Source organism: Flavobacterium pectinovorum, assembly GCF_022802975.1.
Lineage (GTDB): Bacteria > Bacteroidota > Bacteroidia > Flavobacteriales > Flavobacteriaceae > Flavobacterium > Flavobacterium pectinovorum_B.
In genome coordinates this window covers 1-20371 of sequence record NZ_JAFEVZ010000024.1, presented here as the reverse complement: position 1 = coordinate 20371, position 20371 = coordinate 1, and the positions used below count along the sequence as shown (strand labels likewise).

At 33.8% G+C, this 20371-nt stretch carries 22 protein-coding genes; 18 read left to right on the top strand and 4 right to left on the bottom strand.

From position 1 onward, the window contains the following. The coding region (locus FLV_RS19725; protein ID WP_243234944.1) for an IS3 family transposase at positions 1 to 93 on the top strand (93 nt) is incomplete at its 5' end. A gap of 65 nt (positions 94 to 158) precedes the next feature. On the opposite strand, the gene FLV_RS19720 is transcribed toward FLV_RS19725, so the two are convergent. After that, entirely contained in the window at positions 159 to 1082 is a 924-nt protein-coding gene (locus FLV_RS19720; RefSeq protein ID WP_243236472.1) for a hypothetical protein, read from the bottom strand. A 338-nt stretch (positions 1083 to 1420) separates the two neighbouring features. On the opposite strand from FLV_RS19720, the gene FLV_RS19715 reads away from it, so the two are divergent. From FLV_RS19715 to FLV_RS19665, 12 genes are all read left to right on the top strand, one after another. After that, complete coding sequence (locus FLV_RS19715; protein WP_243236471.1) at positions 1421 to 1603, top strand: hypothetical protein; 183 nt, start codon at positions 1421 to 1423, stop codon at positions 1601 to 1603. Positions 1604 to 1892: 289 nt separating this feature from the next. Further along, complete coding sequence (locus FLV_RS19710; protein ID WP_317235686.1) at positions 1893 to 3344, top strand: ATP-binding protein; 1452 nt, start codon at positions 1893 to 1895, stop codon at positions 3342 to 3344. Positions 3345 to 3350: 6 nt separating this feature from the next. Beyond that, positions 3351 to 4019 carry a response regulator gene (locus FLV_RS19705; RefSeq protein WP_243236469.1) on the top strand — a complete coding sequence of 223 codons (669 nt, stop codon included), beginning with the start codon at positions 3351 to 3353 and terminating at the stop codon, positions 4017 to 4019. A 156-nt stretch (positions 4020 to 4175) separates the two neighbouring features. Then, positions 4176 to 4376 (top strand): hypothetical protein, encoded by a 201-nt coding sequence (locus tag FLV_RS19700; protein ID WP_243236468.1) that lies wholly within the window; start codon positions 4176 to 4178, stop codon positions 4374 to 4376. A gap of 6 nt (positions 4377 to 4382) precedes the next feature. After that, positions 4383 to 4607 (top strand): DUF4236 domain-containing protein, encoded by a 225-nt coding sequence (locus FLV_RS20065; RefSeq protein WP_410745990.1) that lies wholly within the window; start codon positions 4383 to 4385, stop codon positions 4605 to 4607. Then, the gene (locus tag FLV_RS19695; protein WP_243236467.1) at positions 4604 to 4825 is read left to right on the top strand and encodes an excalibur calcium-binding domain-containing protein; all 222 of its coding nucleotides are present in this window, start codon (positions 4604 to 4606) and stop codon (positions 4823 to 4825) included. Before FLV_RS20065 ends, FLV_RS19695 begins: the two co-directional genes overlap by 4 nt. A gap of 2 nt (positions 4826 to 4827) precedes the next feature. Continuing rightward, complete coding sequence (locus tag FLV_RS19690) at positions 4828 to 5223, top strand: hypothetical protein (RefSeq protein ID WP_243236466.1); 396 nt, start codon at positions 4828 to 4830, stop codon at positions 5221 to 5223. 3 nt (positions 5224 to 5226) lie between these two features. Beyond that, a complete protein-coding gene (locus tag FLV_RS19685; protein ID WP_243236465.1) occupies positions 5227 to 6495 on the top strand; it encodes an ABC transporter permease in 1269 nt (422 codons plus the stop codon). 4 nt (positions 6496 to 6499) lie between these two features. After that, positions 6500 to 7402: a hypothetical protein gene (locus FLV_RS19680; RefSeq protein WP_243236464.1), complete on the top strand. Its 903-nt coding sequence runs from the start codon at positions 6500 to 6502 to the stop codon at positions 7400 to 7402. Between the two features lie 104 nt (positions 7403 to 7506). Then, complete coding sequence (locus tag FLV_RS19675; protein ID WP_243236463.1) at positions 7507 to 8571, top strand: type I restriction endonuclease; 1065 nt, start codon at positions 7507 to 7509, stop codon at positions 8569 to 8571. Positions 8572 to 8704: 133 nt separating this feature from the next. Further along, a complete protein-coding gene (locus FLV_RS19670; RefSeq protein ID WP_243236462.1) occupies positions 8705 to 9115 on the top strand; it encodes a hypothetical protein in 411 nt (136 codons plus the stop codon). A gap of 11 nt (positions 9116 to 9126) precedes the next feature. Further along, the gene (locus FLV_RS19665) at positions 9127 to 9342 is read left to right on the top strand and encodes a hypothetical protein (protein WP_243236461.1); all 216 of its coding nucleotides are present in this window, start codon (positions 9127 to 9129) and stop codon (positions 9340 to 9342) included. Positions 9343 to 9478: 136 nt separating this feature from the next. Here FLV_RS19665 and FLV_RS19660 read toward each other — a convergent pair whose 3' ends face one another. Together FLV_RS19660 and FLV_RS19655 are read right to left on the bottom strand one after the other, a co-directional pair. Beyond that, positions 9479 to 10432 carry a transketolase family protein gene (locus tag FLV_RS19660; protein WP_243236460.1) on the bottom strand — a complete coding sequence of 318 codons (954 nt, stop codon included), beginning with the start codon at positions 10430 to 10432 and terminating at the stop codon, positions 9479 to 9481. 74 nt (positions 10433 to 10506) lie between these two features. Then, positions 10507 to 11355, bottom strand: a complete 849-nt coding sequence (locus tag FLV_RS19655; RefSeq protein ID WP_243236459.1) for a transketolase — start codon at positions 11353 to 11355, stop codon at positions 10507 to 10509. A gap of 381 nt (positions 11356 to 11736) precedes the next feature. Here FLV_RS19655 and tgt point away from each other — a divergent pair, with 381 nt between their 5' ends. The 5 genes from tgt (at position 11737) to dnaB (ending at position 17671) form a co-directional block, all read left to right on the top strand. Continuing rightward, positions 11737 to 12867 carry a tRNA guanosine(34) transglycosylase Tgt gene (tgt, locus tag FLV_RS19650; protein WP_035679831.1) on the top strand — a complete coding sequence of 377 codons (1131 nt, stop codon included), beginning with the start codon at positions 11737 to 11739 and terminating at the stop codon, positions 12865 to 12867. Positions 12868 to 12957: 90 nt separating this feature from the next. Continuing rightward, a complete protein-coding gene (locus FLV_RS19645) occupies positions 12958 to 14046 on the top strand; it encodes an LptF/LptG family permease (protein ID WP_243236458.1) in 1089 nt (362 codons plus the stop codon). Beyond that, positions 14033 to 14920, top strand: a complete 888-nt coding sequence (locus FLV_RS19640; protein WP_243236457.1) for a DMT family transporter — start codon at positions 14033 to 14035, stop codon at positions 14918 to 14920. Before FLV_RS19645 ends, FLV_RS19640 begins: the two co-directional genes overlap by 14 nt. A 112-nt stretch (positions 14921 to 15032) precedes the next feature. Next, positions 15033 to 15986, top strand: coding sequence for an acetyl-CoA carboxylase carboxyltransferase subunit alpha (locus FLV_RS19635; protein WP_243236456.1), 954 nt, complete (start codon positions 15033 to 15035; stop codon positions 15984 to 15986). Positions 15987 to 16126: 140 nt separating this feature from the next. Continuing rightward, entirely contained in the window at positions 16127 to 17671 is a 1545-nt protein-coding gene (gene dnaB, locus FLV_RS19630; RefSeq protein WP_243236455.1) for a replicative DNA helicase, read from the top strand. Positions 17672 to 17768: 97 nt separating this feature from the next. Here the strand turns inward: dnaB and FLV_RS19625 are convergent. Then, on the bottom strand, positions 17769 to 20371 hold a 2603-nt coding region (locus FLV_RS19625; RefSeq protein ID WP_243236454.1), incomplete at its 5' end, for a T9SS type A sorting domain-containing protein.

The window sequence follows — 20371 nt, the reverse complement described above, 5'->3', positions numbered from 1 at the left end:
GAGTATATAGAATATTACAACAATGAAAGAATAAAACTAAATCTAAAAGGAATGAGCCCGATACAATATCGAGCTCATTATTATCAAATTTAATTATAAATTCGTCTAAACTTTTGGGTGCACTCTAGAAGCAACTTCGGGAGGTTTTTTAATTTCAGCTATTTATTTTTTACGTACTTATCAATAATATACTGCGTTACGGGTTTTAATGGTTTTTTGTTTTCAGGATGTCTTCCGTGTGTGTTAAAAAAATCTACACTATCGTTTGTTTTCGCATACCAAATAACAGCTTCTCCATTTTTAAAAAAAGTAGTGGTATCGCTAACCTGAATTTTTCTAAGGTTAATTATTCTTTCATCAAAAGGTTCTACTACATTGTAGGTTCCTATTCCTTGTATTTTCAAATCACAGCTTACTTCTTCATAATGATCATCTGACCATTGGATACATTCGTTTTTTTGTACAAAATAATAAACTAAAAAGAACAGACAAAAAGCACCTGCCGTTATTATCAATACATTTCTTTTTGTTCTACCAGTTTTTCTAGGAAACTCTTTCTTTTCGAAATCCATAAATAAGCTTATTGGTTTCAAAACTTTATCAGAACTCTCTGTTTCATTTATATCTTCATCATCGTCACAAACATTTTTCTCTTTTTGCTCATCTTTTAATACAGATAATTCGGGCTCATTAAAACTTCCTATTTTAATCTCACCAGTATATTTAGCTTTAAATTTAACAAATGGGCGCAATGGAAAATCTATTAAAATTGCTGCAAGATTGATTGCATCTATGTTGGATGGATCTGTTTCTCCTTTAAAAAAAGTTTCAATAGGCCTAAATTTATCTTTTTGCTCTTTAAACTTATCCTTCTTCGTGAGGTCGAATGGCATACCTAATAAGGTACAAAAAACATTTAAATCTTCTTGATCTGCTTTTTTCTCGAATATCATCCAACACAAATCTCTCAATTTTCCTCTGGAAGGATTTTTTAAATAATAAGAATAATCTCCCTCCATCTCAATTTCATATTTGGCTTTAATAGCAGCTTTATATTTTTCTAATAAAGTATAGTTATACATAGGCATTTTTTTTAGGAATTCTAAGGAATTTCAGGGTCATTTCAGGATTGTAACCATAGTGCAGGAATTGCTGGGAATTCCCAATAGATTCAGGTTTACAATGGTTGTTACTTTGCCTCAGAATCAAGTTAACGTTTTAATCTGCAGGTTAAAACAAAAGTACAAAACTAGTTCAATTAATAAGTGCGGAAAACCGTAAGGCGGACTTTATCCGGGAAGTATAAATAAAATTTTACTGTTCTACGCACTTCACTTCCCAACCAAAATTTGGTATTGAAACAAGATCTGGACAGAATCCGGACAGCAATACCCATTTCTAATCTTAAAAAATTAATAAAATGAAAAAGATTTTTTTACTGGGAGCGTTTGCGCTATTGACCACTACATTATTCTCTTGTACAGCAGATGAATATGAAACTGAGGCAAAAAAAACGATTAACCCCATAACCCCATCATATGCAGACGATGGTCCTGGAGATGCTACAATTCCGGTTCCGCCTCCTCCAAAAAAACCAAATTAAGAATACTGAGTAATACAATTAATTAGTAATTTCGGGGAAAGTAAGTCTTATGTTACGATCCCCGTTTTTATATTTCATCTTTTTTGTATTTATCATCTCATGTAAAAACAAAAAAACAATAACTCTTCAAAATACAACTCTCATAGAAGAGGCATTTGACTTAAGGGAAAAAGGAACTGCAAAATTTCTGCAAAAAAACTTTAATAATTCTTTCTACAATTTTAACAAATCTAAAAACATATATGAAAAATTAAAGGATAGTTCAAATATTGTGTACAACCTTATACAGATGGCTTCTATCCAGCAAATAAATGGTGATTATTACGGAAGTAAAGAAACTCTTACTGAGGCTTTACCTTACATTAAAAAGAAAGATGTTTACAGTGCTTCAATTAACAACTTATTCGGAATTGCTGATAAAGAATTAGCGATTTATGATGACGCCATTTATTATTATAATGAAGCAATTAAAGACTGCACTGACTCTTTCTCCAAACAATTTCCTTTAAATAATATTGCAGTTGTTAACATTCAACAAAAAAAATATGATAAAGCCATATTTTTTTTAGAATCTATCCTTAACCAAAAAATATTGGATAATAGAGAAAATCATGCAAGAGTTAAAGACAATTTGGGGTATGCATATTTTAAAAAAGGAATAACCAAAAAAGGTCTGACATTAATGCTTGAAAGTCTTGAAATAAGAACCCGAATTAATGATATATACGGAGCTATTGAAAGTAATTTGCATCTGGCAGAATATTATGTAAAAACTGATATAGATAAATCAAATGACTATGCTAAAAATGCTTATCAAATTGCAACTAAATGTAATAGTGTCGATGAGCGTTTAAAATCTTTAGCAATCTTAATAGCTAATGGTTTGGGAACTGAATATGCAAAAAAATATATTACCCTAAACGACAGTATCATTAAAATCAGAAACAACTACAAAAATAAATTTGCCAAAATTAAATACGATTCTAAAAAAGAAAAAGACGAAAACGAAAAACTGCGTTTAGAAAAAGCAGAAAATGCACTGGCACTTAAAGACGCCGAAAACCAAAAAATTATGTTTGTTTCCGCTTTCATTATTCTTTTGTTTTTACTGGCATATTTAAAAAAACATTCTGATAACCGAAATAGAATTGAAAAAATAAAGGCTGTTCAGGATACCGAAACCAGAATTGCCAAAGATATTCATGACGAATTAGCAAATGATGTTTTTCATGCTATTACTTTTACCCAAACCCAGACATTAACTACCGAAAACACAAAAGAAACTTTAGTTAAAAAACTGGATCACATTTACACACGGGTTCGTGGTATTTCGAGAGAAAATAATGATATTGATACCGGACCAAATTATTCGGTTAACTTAAAAGAAATGCTTTCTACTTATAATAGTGAGAATACCAATGTTATTATTACCAATATTGAAAAAATTAGCTGGGATATAATTGAAGACACTAAAAAGTTTACTATCCAAAGAGTTTTACAGGAATTAATGGTAAATATGAAGAAGCATAGTGAGGCACCTTTAGTTGTTATAAAGTTTGCCAGCCAATCAAACTCTGTTTCTATCGATTACACTGATAACGGAAAAGGCTGTGAAAAATCAAAAATTATAAAAAATGGTTTGCAAAATATGGAAAACCGTATTCTGGCCATAAAAGGAACAATTACTTTTGGTACTGAACCCCATAAAGGTTTCAAAGTAAAAATAACAATGCCTAAATAAAAGCCTATGTTTAAAAAAGTAATAATAGCTGAAGATTTTGAAGAATTCAATTTAGCAGTCAAGCAAACTTTAAATGATTTCAACATTGTCAATTTTCAACATGCAAAATATTGCGATGATGCTTTACTAAAAATAAGAAAAGCTATTCAGGATAATGAGCCATACGATTTATTAATCAGTGATCTTTCATTTAAAAAAGATCATCGCGAAGTAAAAATAATTAGTGGAGATGAACTCATTCAGAAGGTTCGTGAGATACAACCCGACATTAAAATCATTGCCTATTCAATCGAAGAAAAAGGACTTCGGATCAAATCACTTTTTGAAAATTCTGAAATTGATGCCTATGTATTAAAGGGGCGAAACAGTATCGAAGAACTTAAAAAAGCAATTAACATAATTTCAGCCTCAGATCAAAAATTCATCTCACCGGAAGTTGCTTCTGCCCTTCAGGAAAAAAACAATTACGAAATTGACGATGTGGATATTCAAATTCTAAAACATCTGTCTGCGGGTACTTCGCAGGATGAAATGATAGAAATTTTTAAAAACTCAGATATTAAGCCCAACAGCAAAAGCGCTGTCGAAAAAAGACTGTCTAAACTCAAAGACTTTTTTAAAGCAAATAATACTGTGCATTTGGTTTCGATTACTAAGGATATGGGGATAATTTAGATTTCTCTTTACTTCGTTTTAAAGCTCCTTCGGGGGCTTTTTTTTATTGCTGAAATTTAAAATTTTTCGGATTATGGTTTTCCGTAAAACACTGATTTAAAATAGGTTTAAGTTTGAAATATCAAAATCAATAATTAATTAAAACTTTCTTAAATCATGAAAAATTATTACGTAAACAATACTGCCCAGTCAAATGGTGATCATGAAGTTCATACTGAATATTGTATCTATTTGCCGTCAAACAGAAAATATTTAGGCACATTCTCAGATTGTAAACCTGCTGTTGCTGAGGCAAAAAAAACTTATTCAAAATCAAATGGATGCAAAACTTGTTGTCCTTCATGCCATACCAGCTAATCTGTCATGGGCTTTCGATTTCAAAAAAGAATTAACCTTGGAGCCGGACTGGGACTCAATATTAGTAAATCCGGAATTTCTCCGAGCTTAAGAACAAAAATGGGAACATTTAGCAAATCCGGCTATTCTGTAAAAACAGGCATCCCTGGATTAAAATACCAAAATAGCGGATGTTTTGTACTATTCATATTCACAGGACTTTTAACATTTTTAATTTATCAAATAAAATGAAACATAATAAACTTATAATAATTCTACTTGCAGTTTTTACAGTAATAGCATTTTCAATTTCTTGTTCATCAGATTCAAATTCAGATTGTCCAACAAAAACTTGTGGTGATTTCGCAAATCAGCAAGAAGCACAATCCGCATATGACAATAATAAAAGCTGCTACAAAAACTTAGATTCTGACGGTGATGGTATTGCCTGTGAAAACTTAAAGAAATAAATATGATAACACTAGAACTTAAAGGCCATTTTTTGAGATTATATCAAATGGCATTATCTGATGATCAATTTAATGTATTAGAACTTCAAATGCTATATCATTTTGCAGATGAAAGAGGAATTCCGAAAGAAGAACTTGATAAGCTCTTTTTAAATCCTGTCAATACCGATTTTATAGTTCCGGAAGCCTTAACTACAAAAATCGAATATCTGTATGACTTGGCAAGAATTATATGGGCTGACGAAAAAGTAACGGATGATGAATTGAATATGCTTAGAAAATATTGCAGAAAATTCGATTTCGTTGAAGAAAACATCAATGACTTGTCTGACTATCTGATTGATTGTGTCCAGAAAAACATTGGTAAAGAAGAAATTATTAGTCAACTAAACGCTTAACCTATGAAAACACTTTCACAATTATTTAGTTTAAAAAAATCTACAGATTCTTCTTCTAAACTTTTCGAAGAAAATGAAGAAGACAGAGAACAAATCAGAATTACCTATTATCAGAGTGGTTTCGCTGCTTCAATAAAAGCAACGGGCAAACCCATTGTTCTGAAAGCCTGTTTACAGAACTTATACATGAGTTTTGAAGACCAATGCCGAAAACAAAAATTAGAACAAGACAGGTTAAAACAGCCTTACCGTGAAGAACAGGAAAAGAATCGCACAGAACTCAAAAAGTGTGAAACTGCAATTGGAATTTACGAAAAGAAAGAGCAGGATATCAACGAGTCTGCTAGTCTGATAAAAAATGAAATCATAGAAGTAAAACGCAATCCTGATAAATTCGGAATTGAAGATGGCAAAGGCTTAAAAGCGCAGTTTTATATTGGTTTGTTTTTATTGCTTCCTATTACACTTTACGTTTTAGTGTTTTATATTTCTGCATCTTATTCTGCATTTTTCAAAGAATTCTCAAATGATAGTCTAACAGCTGCCATTTTTGACGCCGATGCCTTAACAAATTCTTTTAAAGCAAGCTGGCTTGAAGGGGTTTTGGTAATAACAATTCCTTTTGTATTTATGGGATTGGGCTATGTAATTCACATGGTACAAAAAGGAAAAGGGATCAAAAATGTTTTCAGAATGATTGCTCTTTTTGTCACCACCTTTTTATTTGATGCTTTATTGGCTTATCAAATCGAAAAAAAGATTTATGAGTTTAATAAAACCACAGATTCTGCTCCTTACAACCTAAATATCGCTTTGGGCGAAGCCGAATTCTGGATGATCATTTTTGCAGGTTTTGTAGTTTACATCATTTGGGGACTTGTTTTTGATTTTGTAATGAAAGAGTTTGAAAACATAGACAAAATCAGAGCTTTTATAAGAGGAAAAAAAGAAAATCTGATTGATTTAGAAAAATTGAAAGCCGAATATATCAATAAGATAAATGATTTCAAACAGCAGGTTGTAACGGCAAACGGAAGAATTTCTGAACTCCAGTCTAAAATTGATGGTTTTGTATTTCCGGTAAAAGAATACCTGCATTATCATCATCAATACAAAGAAGGATGGTTTCAGGCCATAAACACCGAAATTGCTTTGGCCCATAAAGAAAAAACAGAACTTTTGGAAAGCTGCGAACTTCACTCCGAAGAACATCTTAGCAAATTAAACTTAGTCGATCCTGACTTTCAGCATTTGGTATATTCTAAAAACTAATCCTATGAACACTATTCTAAAAACATTTACCATATCATCACTAATCTTTCTGGCATTTTCATGCAAACAGGAACCTGATAAAGGCAAAGAAGAGGTCAGCTTTAAAAATGCTAAATCCGAAAATTATAATATTAGTATACTTCTCGATTTATCAGACAGAATTAGTATCCAAAAAAATCCTAACCCAACGATGGAATATTACCAAAGGGATTTGGGATACATAAAATCGGTTTCGGAAGCTTTTACAGCACATTTAAAATCAAAAAGGATACGACAGATTGATGATAAAATGCAATTGTTTTTTAATCCGGAACCTAAAGATCCGGGTATCAATTCAATTTCACAGAAGTTAAAAATTGTTATTGATAAAAATAATGCTTCAAAGGATTTACTGAATTCTATCAATGCAAATTACGCTTCACAAACCTCAAAAATATACGTATCGGCTATAAAAGACAACAATTTTATCGGCTCTGATATCTGGAGTTTTTTTGACACTAAGGTAAAAGACCAGTGCATAGAAAACGATGACCGAAATATTCTGGTTATACTGACGGATGGTTACATGTTTTATGACAATACCCTAATGAAAGAAGGAAACCGTACATCTTACATCACTCCGGAGTTAATTCGAAAGAATGGCTTAAATACCAAAGACTGGGAGAAAAAAATTCAGGGCCAGGATTATGGTTTTATTAAAACGGGTGATGATTTATCTAATCTGGAAGTTTTGGTTTTAGGGGTTAATCCGAATCAAAATAATCCGTATGAAGAAAAAGTAATAAAAGCCTATTGGACAAAATGGTTTACCGATATGAAAATCAAACATTTTGAAATTAAAAATGCTGACCTTCCTTCAAACATGGAAAAAATTATTAAAGACTTTATACTAGAAAAGAAATTCTGAATCGATTTTATTTAGAAATCAATAAATCTGCTTTTACGGTTTTCCATAAAAAACTGATTTTAATTGACGCTACATTTGAAATAATTAATTTAAACTACCAACCAATGGAAATCAATATTCAACTAAAATCATTAGCCGATAAAATCAATCAGCTAAAAAATAAAATTGACACAGAAGAATCTACCAAACATGCTTTTGTATTGCCTTTTATAAACGCTCTCGGATACGATGCTTTTAATCCGCTTGAAGTAGTTCCTGAATTTACAGCCGATCTTGGCTTAAAAAAAGGCGAAAAAGTAGATTATGCTATTTTCCAGAACGGAGAACCAATCATAATAGTAGAATGCAAAAGCTGGAAAGAAAAACTGACCATTCATAATTCGCAGTTGTTTCGCTATTTCCATGTTACTAAAACCAGATTTGCCCTTTTGACAAACGGAATCAATTATCAGTTTTTTACCGACTTGGATGCTCCGAATAAAATGGATGAAAAACCATTTCTGGAATTTGATATCACGAATCTTAAAGAAAATACGATTAATGAGATTACTAAATTTCACAAGTCTAATTTTGATGTGGATAATATTGTCAGCAATGCCAGTTCTTTAAAATACATCAAAGAAATTAAAAAGCAGATTAACGCAGAACTCGAAAATCCGTCGAATGATTTTACTAAACTTTTTGCAAATAAAGTGTACACGGGAAGACTGACTGAAAAAGTGTTAGACGAGTTTAAGGATTTAGTTCAGAAATCGCTTAGTCAATACATTAATGACAAGATTAATGACCGATTGAATGCTGCACTAACGAAAGAAACAATTAAGCAGCAGGATGAAGAAATCGTAATTATTGAAGATGAAAATAAAGTTATTACGACTGAAGAAGAACTGGAGGCTTACCGAATTGTCGTGGCAATTTTGAGGAGAAAAATTCCAATTAAGAGAATCGTTCACCGGGATACACAATCGTATTTTGGAATTCTTTTAGACGATAATAACCGAAAACCGCTTTGCAGGCTGCATCTTAACGGAGGAAAAAAATACATCAGCCTTTTTAATGATAACAAAACAGAGTCCAAAACTGCTATTTTATCTATCGAAGACATTTACCATTTTGAAAAAGAATTACTGGATACTCTGGATATTTATGAAACTCCGGGACAGGCATAAGTACTCATTTTTAGAAAGTGAATTATTTAAAGCTAAATTTCATCTAATAAATCAGGTATAAGTACTCATTTTAAAATACCGAATTGTATTTAGATTTATCCCAACATTCATCAACTATAAAGCACACCCGCCTATGCTAAAAAACTACTCCATCCTGTTTTTGCTGTTATTTACATTTTCCTGTAAAAAAGCTGATGCTCCACCTCCAATGCAAATCAATTCTTTTTATAAAAAAGTAATTACGACAGATGACCGCAAAACAATTACGCCCGAAGAAGCCAAAACCTATCATGTTGACAAAACTTATCAATACGAATACAGAACCGGATATTGCGGGCATTATGAGTATAATTATGATGTAAAGGGAATTAATAGTAAAGGTGATTCGGTTTTTGGAAATATAAATGTTGAAGGAAAATACGGCGCCGGAATTTTAATGAACGACAGCATTGACGATATTGAAATTAATACCGAATGGGTTTCTTACGGAAAACTAAAAGCCTTTGATAAAAAAAGAAATGAATATTATTTAATGGTCAAATAAAAACACTTCGCATGAAATATAGTCTATTATTAATTGTTCTTTTTGTTTTTCTTTCCTCATTCCAGCCGTTGGAGAGTAAAGTTTATATATGCGGACCAACCGGGGCAAAAAAATATCATTATAAAGAAAATTGCCGAGGCTTAACTGCTTGTCGCCATCAATTAACAAAAGTATCTCTTTCGCAAGCACAAGGCTACGGATTAACGCTTTGTGGTTGGGAAGATTAAATTCAAATTTAAATAGAATAGTCTTTTTTAAGAGTATGTTATTATCTTATAGACAGTAATATAATATCAATTGAGTACAAAAAAACCTCGAAATATGAATTTCGAGGTTTTTATCTATAAAAAAGAAAATCTAAAATTATTTTCTTTTGATAACTCTTTCAGCAGCTTCAACAATCGCCTGATTGTTAAGTTTGTATTTCTCCATTAATTGCTCAGGAGTTCCGGATTCGCCAAAACTATCGTTTACAGCTACAAACTCTTGTGGAGCAGGAGTGTTAAGAGCAAGTACTCTTGAAACGCTTTCTCCAAGACCTCCAAGAATGTTGTGCTCTTCTGCAGTAACCACACATTTAGTTTTTGCTAATGATTTTAGAATCGCTTCTTCGTCAAGTGGTTTAATGGTGTGAATATTAATTACTTCAGCAGAGATTCCTTTTGCTTCTAAGGCTTCAGCAGCGATAAGAGCTTCCCAAACTAAGTGTCCGGTGGCTACAATCGTAACATCAGTCCCTTCGTTTAGTAAAATAGCTTTTCCAATAACGAATGGTTCGTCAGCAGGAGTAAAGTTAGGTACAACCGGACGTCCAAAACGCAAGTAAGCAGGACCGTGGTGATCTGCTAATGCTAATGTTGCAGCTTTTGTCTGATTGTAATCGCAAGTGTTGATTACAGTCATTCCCGGCAGCATTTTCATTAATCCTATATCTTCTAAGATTTGGTGGGTTGCACCGTCTTCTCCTAATGTTAACCCAGCGTGAGAAGCACAGATTTTTACGTTTTTATCAGAATAAGCAACTGATTGACGAATCTGGTCGTAAACTCTTCCTGTAGAGAAGTTAGCGAAAGTTCCTGTAAAAGGAATTTTTCCTCCAATTGTCAAACCAGCAGCGATTCCAATCATGTTAGCTTCTGCAATTCCAATTTGGAAAAAACGCTCCGGGTGATTTTTTTTGAATTCATCAAATTTTAATGATCCAATTAAATCAGCACATAATGCCACAACGTTTTCGTTTTTCTGACCTAGTTCCGTCATTCCCGCTCCAAAACCTGAACGAGTGTCTTTACTTCCTGTATTTTCGTATTTTTTCATTTTTGTTTTTTGCTTTAGGCAGTAAGCTTTAGGCAATAAGCTTTAGGCTTATGGCTTACAGCTTATAGCTTTTTTTAATAATCTGCTAATGTTGAGGTGTTTTGAGCTAAAGCATTTGCTAACTGATCGTTGTTAGGTGCTTTTCCGTGCCATGCGTGCGTATGCATCATAAAGTCAACACCGTTACCCATTTCAGTGTATAATAATATACAAACCGGTTTTCCTTTTCCTGTTCTTGATTTGGCATCAGTTAATCCTGCAATGATGGCATCAATATTATTTCCTTCAGCAATTTCTAAAACATCCCAGTCAAAAGCCTCGAATTTTGCGCGAAGACTTCCCATTGCAAGAACTTCGTCAGTAGTTCCGTCAATTTGTTTTCCGTTAACATCAATAGTTGCAATAAGATTGTCTACTTTTTTAGCAGAAGCATACATGATAGCTTCCCAGTTTTGACCTTCTTGTAATTCGCCGTCTCCGTGTAAAGTAAAGATTAAGTGATTGTCACCATTTAATTTTTTTGCCTGAGCAGCGCCAAGAGCTACAGATAAACCTTGTCCTAATGAACCAGAAGCCATACGAACACCAGGTAAACCTTCGTGTGTTGTTGGGTGTCCTTGCAAACGAGAGTTTAATAATCTGAAAGTTGCAAGTTCTGAAACAGGGAAATAACCGCTGCGTGCTAAAACACTGTAAAATACAGGAGAAATATGCCCGTTTGAAAGGAAGAATAGGTCTTCTCCAATTCCGTCCATATCAAAACCTTCTTTGCGTTCCATAATATTTTGGTATAGTGTTACCAAAAATTCAGTACAACCTAGTGAACCACCTGGGTGACCTGAGTTGACAGCATGTACCATTCGAAGAATATCTCTTCTTACTTGGATAGTTAAATCGCTTAATTGTTGTGTGTTAGGCTTCATTTTATATGTAAAAGTTAAACTGGTGCAAAAGTAAATTTTATTTTGCGGGCTGACAAATGATTTTTTGCTTTAGTTTGCTGGAATTGTTAGATTTTGATTCTTTTTTTATTGATTCTAAAAAAATAGAGTAAAAGATTTAAGTTTTTAAAAAGAGAGATTGCTGTTTTGTCTTTTTGTTAATTGTAGAATACAGCGAATAATAGCCCGACTTTTAGGTAACGCTCTGGATAATTTTGAAATCCCAAATTATAAATCCGGAAGTTTCAGATTTCATGTTTCAAGTGCTTGAAAAATATTATCTAATTTTCTAATTGACAAATTTTCTAATTCATAAAAATTGTCTCAAATTAACCTATCTTTGCACCCTGAAAAAAGAAACAGATGAAGTTTGATTTATTACAAAAAGATCCGCAATCAAAAGCGAGAGCAGGAAGTATTACTACAGATCACGGTGTAATTGAAACACCTATTTTTATGCCTGTTGGAACGGTGGCTTCTGTAAAAGGCGTGCATCAGCGTGAATTGAAAGACGATATTAATCCGGATATTATTCTTGGAAATACTTATCATTTGTATTTGCGTCCGCAGACTGAAATCCTTGAAAAAGCAGGCGGATTGCATAAATTTATGAATTGGGATCGTAATATTTTGACGGATTCTGGCGGATATCAGGTGTATTCTCTTTCGAATAACAGAAAAATTAAGGAAGAAGGAGTAAAGTTCAAGTCGCATATTGACGGTTCTTATCACTTTTTTACGCCGGAAAATGTAATGGAGATTCAGCGTACAATTGGAGCCGATATTATTATGGCTTTTGATGAGTGTACGCCTTATCCTTGTGATTATAGATATGCGCAACGTTCGATGCACATGACCCACCGTTGGCTGGACCGTTGTATTAATCATTTGGACAAGGTTCCTTATAAATACGGTTACGAACAAACGTTTTTTCCAATTGTTCAGGGAAGTACTTATAAAGATTTACGTCGTCAATCTGCAGAATATATTGCCAATTCCGGTCAGCAGGGAAATGCTATTGGTGGATTGTCAGTAGGGGAGCCTGCTGAAGAAATGTACGCCATGACTGAAGTGGTTTGCGAAATTCTTCCGGAAGACAAACCTCGGTATTTAATGGGGGTTGGAACTCCTATAAATATATTAGAAAATATTGCATTAGGAATTGATATGTTCGACTGTGTAATGCCAACACGTAACGCAAGAAACGGAATGTTGTTTACAGCAAACGGAACCATCAATATTAAAAATAAAAAGTGGGAAGCAGATTTTTCTCCAATTGATGAAATGGGGCATACTTTTGTGGATACTGAATATACAAAAGCATATTTGCGTCACTTATTTGCTGCCAACGAATATTTGGGAAAACAAATTGCTACGATTCATAATCTTGGTTTTTATATGTGGTTGGTTCGTGAGGCCAGAAAACATATCTTAGCAGGAGATTTTAGACCATGGAAAGAAATGATGGTTAAAAACATGAGTCAAAGACTATAAAAAAGTTTCAAGTTATTTTAGTTTCAGGTTTCAAGTTATCACCAAAAGAACTTGAAACCTGAAATCTGAAACAAGAAAAACAAAAAATCTATGTTAACAATAATAGATAAGTATATTTTAAAAAGATATTTAGCCACTTTTTCGGTGATGATTCTTTTATTTATTCCAATTGGAATTGTAATTGACGTTTCTGAAAAGGTGAATAAAATGTTGGAAAACAAGATTCCTTTTACGCAAATCGCTATTTATTATTACAACTTTACCGTTTATTTTGCAAATTCGTTGTTTCCGATATTTTTGTTTTTATCAGTAATCTGGTTTACTTCAAAATTGGCAAATAATACTGAAATTATTGCGATTTTAAGTTCAGGAATTTCATTTACACGTTTTTTAAGGCCTTATATTATAGGAGCTTCTATTGTTTCGGTTTTTGTACTTTTAATGGGTTTTTTTATTGTTCCTGCTGCCAGTGAAGGCTTTAATAATTTTAGATACACCTATTTAAAAGGAAATGGTAAACAGCTTATGCGGGGTGAAAACACCAATGTTTACCGCCAGCTGAATGATAATGATTTTATCTTTGTTAATAGTTTTAATGAAGAATCGAAAACTGCTTTTAATTTTTCACTGGAACATTTTGAAAAAGACAAACTAACTTATAAGATTACAGCCAGTCGTATTAAATGGGATCCGAAATTAAAGAGTTACACTTTGTACGATTATACCAAAAGAACTCTTGGAGAGCTAAATGATAAAATTGAAAAAGCACCAGAGAAAAATGTGAAATTCAAGTTTGAACTGGCAGATTTAACTCCGGTAGTTTATATTGCTGAAACCCTTTCTTTAGGAAAATTAATTGATTTTATTGAAAAAGAAAGAAAAAGAGGCTCCGGAAATATCAATACTTATCTAGTGGTGCTTTATAAAAAATACAGTGTACCGGTTTCTGCTTTTATTCTGACAATTATTGCCGTGGCAGTTTCGTCTATGAAACGTCGTGGAGGTATGGGAACCAATCTGGCGATAGGAATTGCAATTGCGTTTTCATTTGTCTTTTTCGATAAAATATTCGGTACTCTTGCCGAAAAATCTACTTTTTCACCTTTATTAGCTGTCTGGTTCCCGAACATTGTTTTCGGAATTCTGGCAGTTTACTTATTACGCAATGCGAAACGATAATTTAAAAAGTTATTTAAATCTTCATTTAATTGTTTTTATCTGGGGTTTTACAGCCATATTAGGCGCTTTAATAACCATTGATGCTGATAATTTGGTATGGTACAGAATGCTGCTAGCCATGATTTTCCTGGGTGCTTTTATCGTTTATAAAAAACAGTCTTTTCATGTTCCGGTAAAAGAACTTTTTAAGTTAATTTTTGTCGGTTTGTTAATTGCATTGCATTGGATTTTCTTTTTTAAAGCGATTCATATTTCTAATGTTTCGATTACACTCTCCATATTCTCGCTGGGAGCATTTTTTGCATCGTTGCTGGAACCGCTTTTTTATGGAAGAAAGATATTGTGGTACGAAGTTTTCTTCGGATTAATTATCATAGCGGGTTTAGGATTGATTTTGCAAGTTGAAATTAAATACCTGACAGGTGTTTATTATGCCTTAGCGTCAATAATTTTGGGTGTTTTGTTTACTTTAATGAATGGGAAACTGATCTCTGATCACGAACCTTCTGTTATAACATTTTATGAATTTGGCGCGGGAGTATTTTTTATTACTATTTATTTTTTGTTTCAGGGAAAATTCACTGTTGATTTTTTTACCATGTCGTTAAATAATTGGGCTTTATTGTTGGTTTTAGCTTCAATATGTACGGCTTATGCTTTTACAGCTTCGGTAAAAGTAATGCAGAAGTTAACACCTTATACCGTAATGCTAACGACTAATTTAGAGCCTGTTTACGGAATTATGCTGGCTTATTTTATTCTGGGAGGAAAGGAAAAAATGAGTACAGAGTTTTATATTGGCGCACTGATAATTGTAATTACAGTTATTTTAAATGGCGTTTTTAAACATTATCAAAACAAAGGGAAAGTGTAATATTTACCTTATTTTTAAATTGCATTTTAATACTTTAAATAACAATTCACTTCGTCAATGATATAATATTTTTATATTTGCGGTTCGATTTAAAAACAAAATTCAAAAATCCATGGAATATTTAGATTTTGAGCTTCCAATCAAAGAACTTGAAGAACAGTTAGAAAAGTGCGTTATAATTGGAAAAGAATCTGATGTTGATGTAACACCAACATGTAAAGAAATCAATAAAAAATTAGAACAAACTAAAAAAGATATATACAAAAACCTTACGGCCTGGCAGCGTGTACAATTGTCAAGACACCCAAACAGACCTTACACTTTAGATTATATCAGAGCTATTTGCGGTGATACATTTTTAGAACTTCATGGTGATCGTGGATTTAAAGATGATAAAGCAATGGTGGGAGGACTTGGAAAAATAAACGGTCAGTCGTTTATGATTGTGGGTCAGCAAAAAGGTTTTAATACAAAAACACGTCAGTATCGTAATTTTGGTATGGCAAATCCGGAAGGATACCGTAAAGCTTTGCGTTTGATGAAAATGGCAGAAAAATTCGGAATACCGGTTTTAACTTTGGTAGATACTCCTGGTGCCTATCCGGGACTTGAAGCTGAAGAAAGAGGGCAGGGAGAAGCTATCGCCAGAAATATTTTTGAAATGGTTCGTTTGAAAGTGCCAATTATTACCATCATTGTTGGTGAAGGTGCTTCCGGGGGAGCTTTAGGAATAGGTGTTGGAGATAAAGTTTATATGTTAGAGAATACATGGTATTCTGTAATTTCTCCGGAATCTTGTTCTTCAATTTTATGGAAAAGCTGGGAGTACAAAGAGCGTGCTGCTGATGCTTTAAAATTGACTTCATCTGATATGAAAAAACAAAACTTAGTTGATGATGTTATTCCGGAACCTCTTGGTGGAGCACATTATGACAGAGAAACTACTTTTAAAACCGTAGCAGAATATATTACCAAAGGATATAATGAATTGAAAGATTTATCAACAGCCGACTTAATTGCCCAAAGAATGGACAAATACAGTAATATGGGCGAGTATAAGGAATAAATTTATAGAATATGATTTGAAATCCGAAGCCTTACTGCTTCGGATTTTTTTTTGGTTATGAACAAAAAATACTTATTTATAAACAATCATTACTTATAACTAGATAGTGATATTTTTTTAAATTTCGTTACTTTCGCTATATGGAAAATTTCAAAAATATAAACCCTGTAAAGGTAGATAAAACCACAATTATTAATTTAGAAAAAGGAAAATTACCTCCGCAAGTGCTTGATTTAGAAGAGGCTGTGCTTGGGGCAATGATGATTGATAAAAAAGGGGTTGATGATGTAATTGATATTTTACAGGCTGATGCATTTTATAAAGACGCACACAAATTTATTTTTGAAGCAATCATTCAGCTTTTTACAGAAACACAGCCAATCGATTTGCTGACGGTTTCGGCCCAATTGAAAAAAAATGGTAAATTAGAAATTGCCGGTGGTGATTTTTATTTGATTCAGCTGACACAAAAAATTGCATCTTCAGCGCATATCGAATTTCACTCTCGTATCATTCTGCAAAAGTTTATCCAAAGGAGTTTGATTAGAATTTCATCTGAAATTATTGAAGCATCGTATGATGAAACTACAGACGTTTTTGATTTATTAGACCAAGCCGAATCAAAACTATATGAGGTAACTCAGGGAAATATCAAACGTAGTTCTGAAACAGCACAAAGTTTAGTTTTACAAGCTAAAAAGAAAATTGAAGAAATTTCTAAAAAAGAGGGACTAAGTGGTGTGGAAACCGGTTTTACTAATTTAGATAAACTAACTTCCGGATGGCAGCCTAGTGATTTAATTATTATTGCAGCAAGACCTGCAATGGGAAAAACGGCGTTTGTACTTTCTATGGCCAGAAATATTGCCATTCAATTCGGACACGGAGTAGCTTTATTCTCTCTGGAGATGGCATCTGTTCAGCTGATTACCAGGTTAATTTCATCAGAAACCGGATTGTCATCAGAAAAATTGCGTACAGGTAAACTAGAACCTCATGAATGGACCATGTTGAGTACCAAAGTAAAGGACTTAGAAAAAGCTCCTTTATTTATTGATGATACCCCATCGCTTTCTATTTTCGATTTAAGAGCAAAATGTCGTCGTTTAGCTTCGCAACACGGTATTAAAATCATTATTATCGATTATTTGCAGTTGATGACTGCAGGAGGAAATAATAAAGGAGGAGGAAATCGTGAGCAGGAAATCTCTACCATTTCGCGAAATTTAAAAGCTTTGGCAAAAGAATTAAATGTGCCGGTAATTGCGCTTTCGCAGTTATCGCGTGCCGTTGAAACCCGTGGATCGAGCAAACGTCCTTTGCTATCAGATCTTCGTGAATCTGGAGCTATCGAGCAGGATGCCGATATCGTTTCATTTTTATACAGACCTGAATATTATAAAATTGACGAATGGGATGATGATGAGGCGTCGCCAACTGCTGGTCAGGCAGAAATTATGATTGCAAAACACCGTAATGGTGGTATTGAAAATATTCGTCTAAAATTTATTGGGCACCTTGGAAAATTTGATAACCTTGATGATTTTTCAGGCAGTTATGATGATTTACCATCAAAAATGAATCATGATGATAATCCGTTTATCACTAAAAACCTGCCTTCTGCAAATGAGGCTTTCGGAAGTAATCTGAATGATGACGATGATGATAGTGATGTACCGTTTTAAGATTTGATAAATTTATAATTTTAAAAATAAAGAGAAAGGGGAAGATTATTAGTCTTCCCCTTTCTGATTTTAAAAGAATTATAAAACCTTTTTTGAATTATTTTTTCAGAATTAATTTGTGAGTAATTAGTTTACTGCCTTTCTTTTCTGTAATAAAATAAACTCCATCGGAGTAACTTTCAAGATTAATTGTGTTATCTATATCAGATGTAACTTTTGCTGTTTTGATAGTTTGTCCTAATTGATTTGTAATATTTAAATCAGCATCATGATCAGATTGAATGTTTACAATACCCTTACTTGGATTAGGGTATATTACAAATTTAGATTTTTCTTCAAAATTAGGATTGGCTAAAGATGTTACAGGTATACATGATGATAAAGTACTACATGCTCCAATTGTTATAACAACCGCATATGAACCAATAGCTGTTGGCGTGAAGGATTGCCCGTTTTCTCCAACTAATAGAATAGCTGGACATTGAATCCATTGGTAGGTTGCTCCAGCCTGATTAGCTGTTAAAACACCATTTGTCTGAGCTACTGTGTTATTTAATTCACATAAATCAGTAATAGTAATCGTAAAAGTTTTTTCAAAACTAAGCCCCCCCTGATCGGCAGTTCTTATGCGAATCGAGTATGAAGATTTAGTTTCAAAATCCGGACTAGCCACAATTTGCAGGTTCGCACCGCTGATAGTGAAAGCTGAATTATCAGTACTTCCTGCGCCAGCGACCAAAGTGTAAGTAAAAGTATTGGCAGCATCTACATCTATAGAAGAAAGTATTCCTACCGTTGATCCGGCTGCCACATTTTCGTTAATAGCTGTAGCCGAAAGCGCTAAATCAGTTGGTACTTCATTCAGGTTGTTTACATTTATGGTAAAGGTTTTTTCAAAAGAAAGTCCCCCCTGATCGGCCGTTCTTAGTCTAATAGAATAAGAAGATTTAGTTTCAAAATCCGGGCTAGCCACAATTTGCAGGTTCGCACCGCTGATAGTGAAAGCTGAATTATCAGTACTTCCTGCACCAGCGACCAAAGTATAGGTAAAGGTATTTGCAGCATCAACATCTATAGAAGAAAGTACTCCTACTGTTGTTCCTGCAGCTACATTTTCGTTGATTGCCGTAGCAGAAAGAGCCAGGTCTGTAGGTACTTCGTTAAGGTTGTTTACATTGATTGTAAAGGTTTTTTCAAAAGAAAGTCCTCCCTGATCGGCAGTTCTTAGTCTGATAGAATACGAAGATTTAGTTTCAAAATCCGGGCTTGCTACAATTTGCAGGTTAGCACCGCTGATGGTGAAAGCTGAATTATCAGTACTTCCTGCACCAGCGACCAAAGTGTAAGTGAAAGTATTGGCAGCGTCTACATCTATAGAAGAAAGTACTCCTACAGTTGATCCGGCCGCTACATTTTCGTTAATTGCTGTAGCCGAAAGATTTAAATTTGTTGGAACTTCATTCAGGTTATTTATATTGATTGTAAACGTTTTTTCAAAAGAAAGTCCTCCCTGATCTGCAGTTCTTAGACGAATGGCATAAGAAGATTTAGTTTCAAAATCCGGGCTTGCTACAATTTGCAGATTAGCACCGCTGATAGTGAAAGCTGAATTATCAGTACTTCCTGCACCAGCGACCAAAGTGTAAGTGAAAGTATTGGCAGCATCTACATCTATAGAAGAAAGTATCCCTACAGTTGTACCAGCGGCTACATTTTCGTTAATTGCTGTAGCCGAAAGCGCTAAGTCAGTTGGCACTTCATTCAGGTTATTTACATTGATTGTAAACGTTTTTTCAAAAGAAAGCCCCCCCTGATCTGCCGTTCTTACTCTAATTGAATAAGAAGATTTAGTTTCAAAATCCGGGCTTGCCACAATTTGCAGGTTAGCACCGCTGATGGTGAAAGCTGAATTATCAGTACTTCCTGCACCAGCGACCAAAGTGTAAGTGAAAGTATTGGCAGCATCTACATCTATAGAAGAAAGTATTCCTACTGTTGATCCAGCGGCTACATTTTCGTTAATAGCTGTAGCCGAAAGCGCTAAGTCAGTTGGCACTTCATTGAGGTTATTTACATTGATAGTAAAAGTTTTTTCAAAAGAAAGTCCTCCCTGATCGGCAGTTCTTAGTCTGATAGAATACGAAGATTTAGTTTCAAAATCCGGGCTTGCCACGATTTGCAGGTTCGCACCGCTGATAGTGAAAGCTGAATTATCAGTACTTCCTGCACCAGCGACCAAAGTATAGGTAAAGGTATTTGCAGCATCTACATCTATAGAAGAAAGCACTCCTACTGTTGTTCCTGCAGCCACATTTTCGTTAATAGCTGTAGCCGAAAGCGCTAAATCAGTTGGTACTTCATTCAGGTTGTTTACATTAATCGTAAAAGTTTTTTCAAAACTCAAACCTCCCTGATCTGCAGTTCTTAGTCTGATAGAATAAGAAGATTTAGTTTCAAAATCCGGGCTTGCCACAATTTGCAGGTTCGCACCGCTGATAGTGAAAGCTGAATTATCAGTACTTCCTGCGCCAGCGACCAAAGTGTAAGTAAAAGTATTGGCAGCATCTACATCTATAGAAGAAAGTATTCCTACCGTTGAACCGGCCGCTACATTTTCGTTAATAGCCGTAGCCGAAAGCGCTAAGTCAGTTGGCACTTCATTGAGGTTATTTACATTTATAGTAAAGGTTTTTTCAAAAG

What these genes read in the sequence shown, in the direction of transcription:
- FLV_RS19720 (WP_243236472.1), bottom strand. Translation starts at nt 1,082, where the DNA reads ATGTATAACTATACTTTATTAGAAAAATATAAAGCTGCTATTAAAGCC.
- FLV_RS19715 (WP_243236471.1), top strand. Translation starts at nt 1,421, where the DNA reads ATGAAAAAGATTTTTTTACTGGGAGCGTTTGCGCTATTGACCACTACA.
- FLV_RS19710 (WP_317235686.1), top strand. Translation starts at nt 1,893, where the DNA reads ATGGCTTCTATCCAGCAAATAAATGGTGATTATTACGGAAGTAAAGAA.
- FLV_RS19705 (WP_243236469.1), top strand. Translation starts at nt 3,351, where the DNA reads ATGTTTAAAAAAGTAATAATAGCTGAAGATTTTGAAGAATTCAATTTA.
- FLV_RS19700 (WP_243236468.1), top strand. Translation starts at nt 4,176, where the DNA reads ATGAAAAATTATTACGTAAACAATACTGCCCAGTCAAATGGTGATCAT.
- FLV_RS20065 (WP_410745990.1), top strand. Translation starts at nt 4,383, where the DNA reads ATGGGCTTTCGATTTCAAAAAAGAATTAACCTTGGAGCCGGACTGGGA.
- FLV_RS19695 (WP_243236467.1), top strand. Translation starts at nt 4,604, where the DNA reads ATGAAACATAATAAACTTATAATAATTCTACTTGCAGTTTTTACAGTA.
- FLV_RS19690 (WP_243236466.1), top strand. Translation starts at nt 4,828, where the DNA reads ATGATAACACTAGAACTTAAAGGCCATTTTTTGAGATTATATCAAATG.
- FLV_RS19685 (WP_243236465.1), top strand. Translation starts at nt 5,227, where the DNA reads ATGAAAACACTTTCACAATTATTTAGTTTAAAAAAATCTACAGATTCT.
- FLV_RS19680 (WP_243236464.1), top strand. Translation starts at nt 6,500, where the DNA reads ATGAACACTATTCTAAAAACATTTACCATATCATCACTAATCTTTCTG.
- FLV_RS19675 (WP_243236463.1), top strand. Translation starts at nt 7,507, where the DNA reads ATGGAAATCAATATTCAACTAAAATCATTAGCCGATAAAATCAATCAG.
- FLV_RS19670 (WP_243236462.1), top strand. Translation starts at nt 8,705, where the DNA reads ATGCTAAAAAACTACTCCATCCTGTTTTTGCTGTTATTTACATTTTCC.
- FLV_RS19665 (WP_243236461.1), top strand. Translation starts at nt 9,127, where the DNA reads ATGAAATATAGTCTATTATTAATTGTTCTTTTTGTTTTTCTTTCCTCA.
- FLV_RS19660 (WP_243236460.1), bottom strand. Translation starts at nt 10,432, where the DNA reads ATGAAAAAATACGAAAATACAGGAAGTAAAGACACTCGTTCAGGTTTT.
- FLV_RS19655 (WP_243236459.1), bottom strand. Translation starts at nt 11,355, where the DNA reads ATGAAGCCTAACACACAACAATTAAGCGATTTAACTATCCAAGTAAGA.
- tgt (WP_035679831.1), top strand. Translation starts at nt 11,737, where the DNA reads ATGAAGTTTGATTTATTACAAAAAGATCCGCAATCAAAAGCGAGAGCA.
- FLV_RS19645 (WP_243236458.1), top strand. Translation starts at nt 12,958, where the DNA reads ATGTTAACAATAATAGATAAGTATATTTTAAAAAGATATTTAGCCACT.
- FLV_RS19640 (WP_243236457.1), top strand. Translation starts at nt 14,033, where the DNA reads ATGCGAAACGATAATTTAAAAAGTTATTTAAATCTTCATTTAATTGTT.
- FLV_RS19635 (WP_243236456.1), top strand. Translation starts at nt 15,033, where the DNA reads ATGGAATATTTAGATTTTGAGCTTCCAATCAAAGAACTTGAAGAACAG.
- dnaB (WP_243236455.1), top strand. Translation starts at nt 16,127, where the DNA reads ATGGAAAATTTCAAAAATATAAACCCTGTAAAGGTAGATAAAACCACA.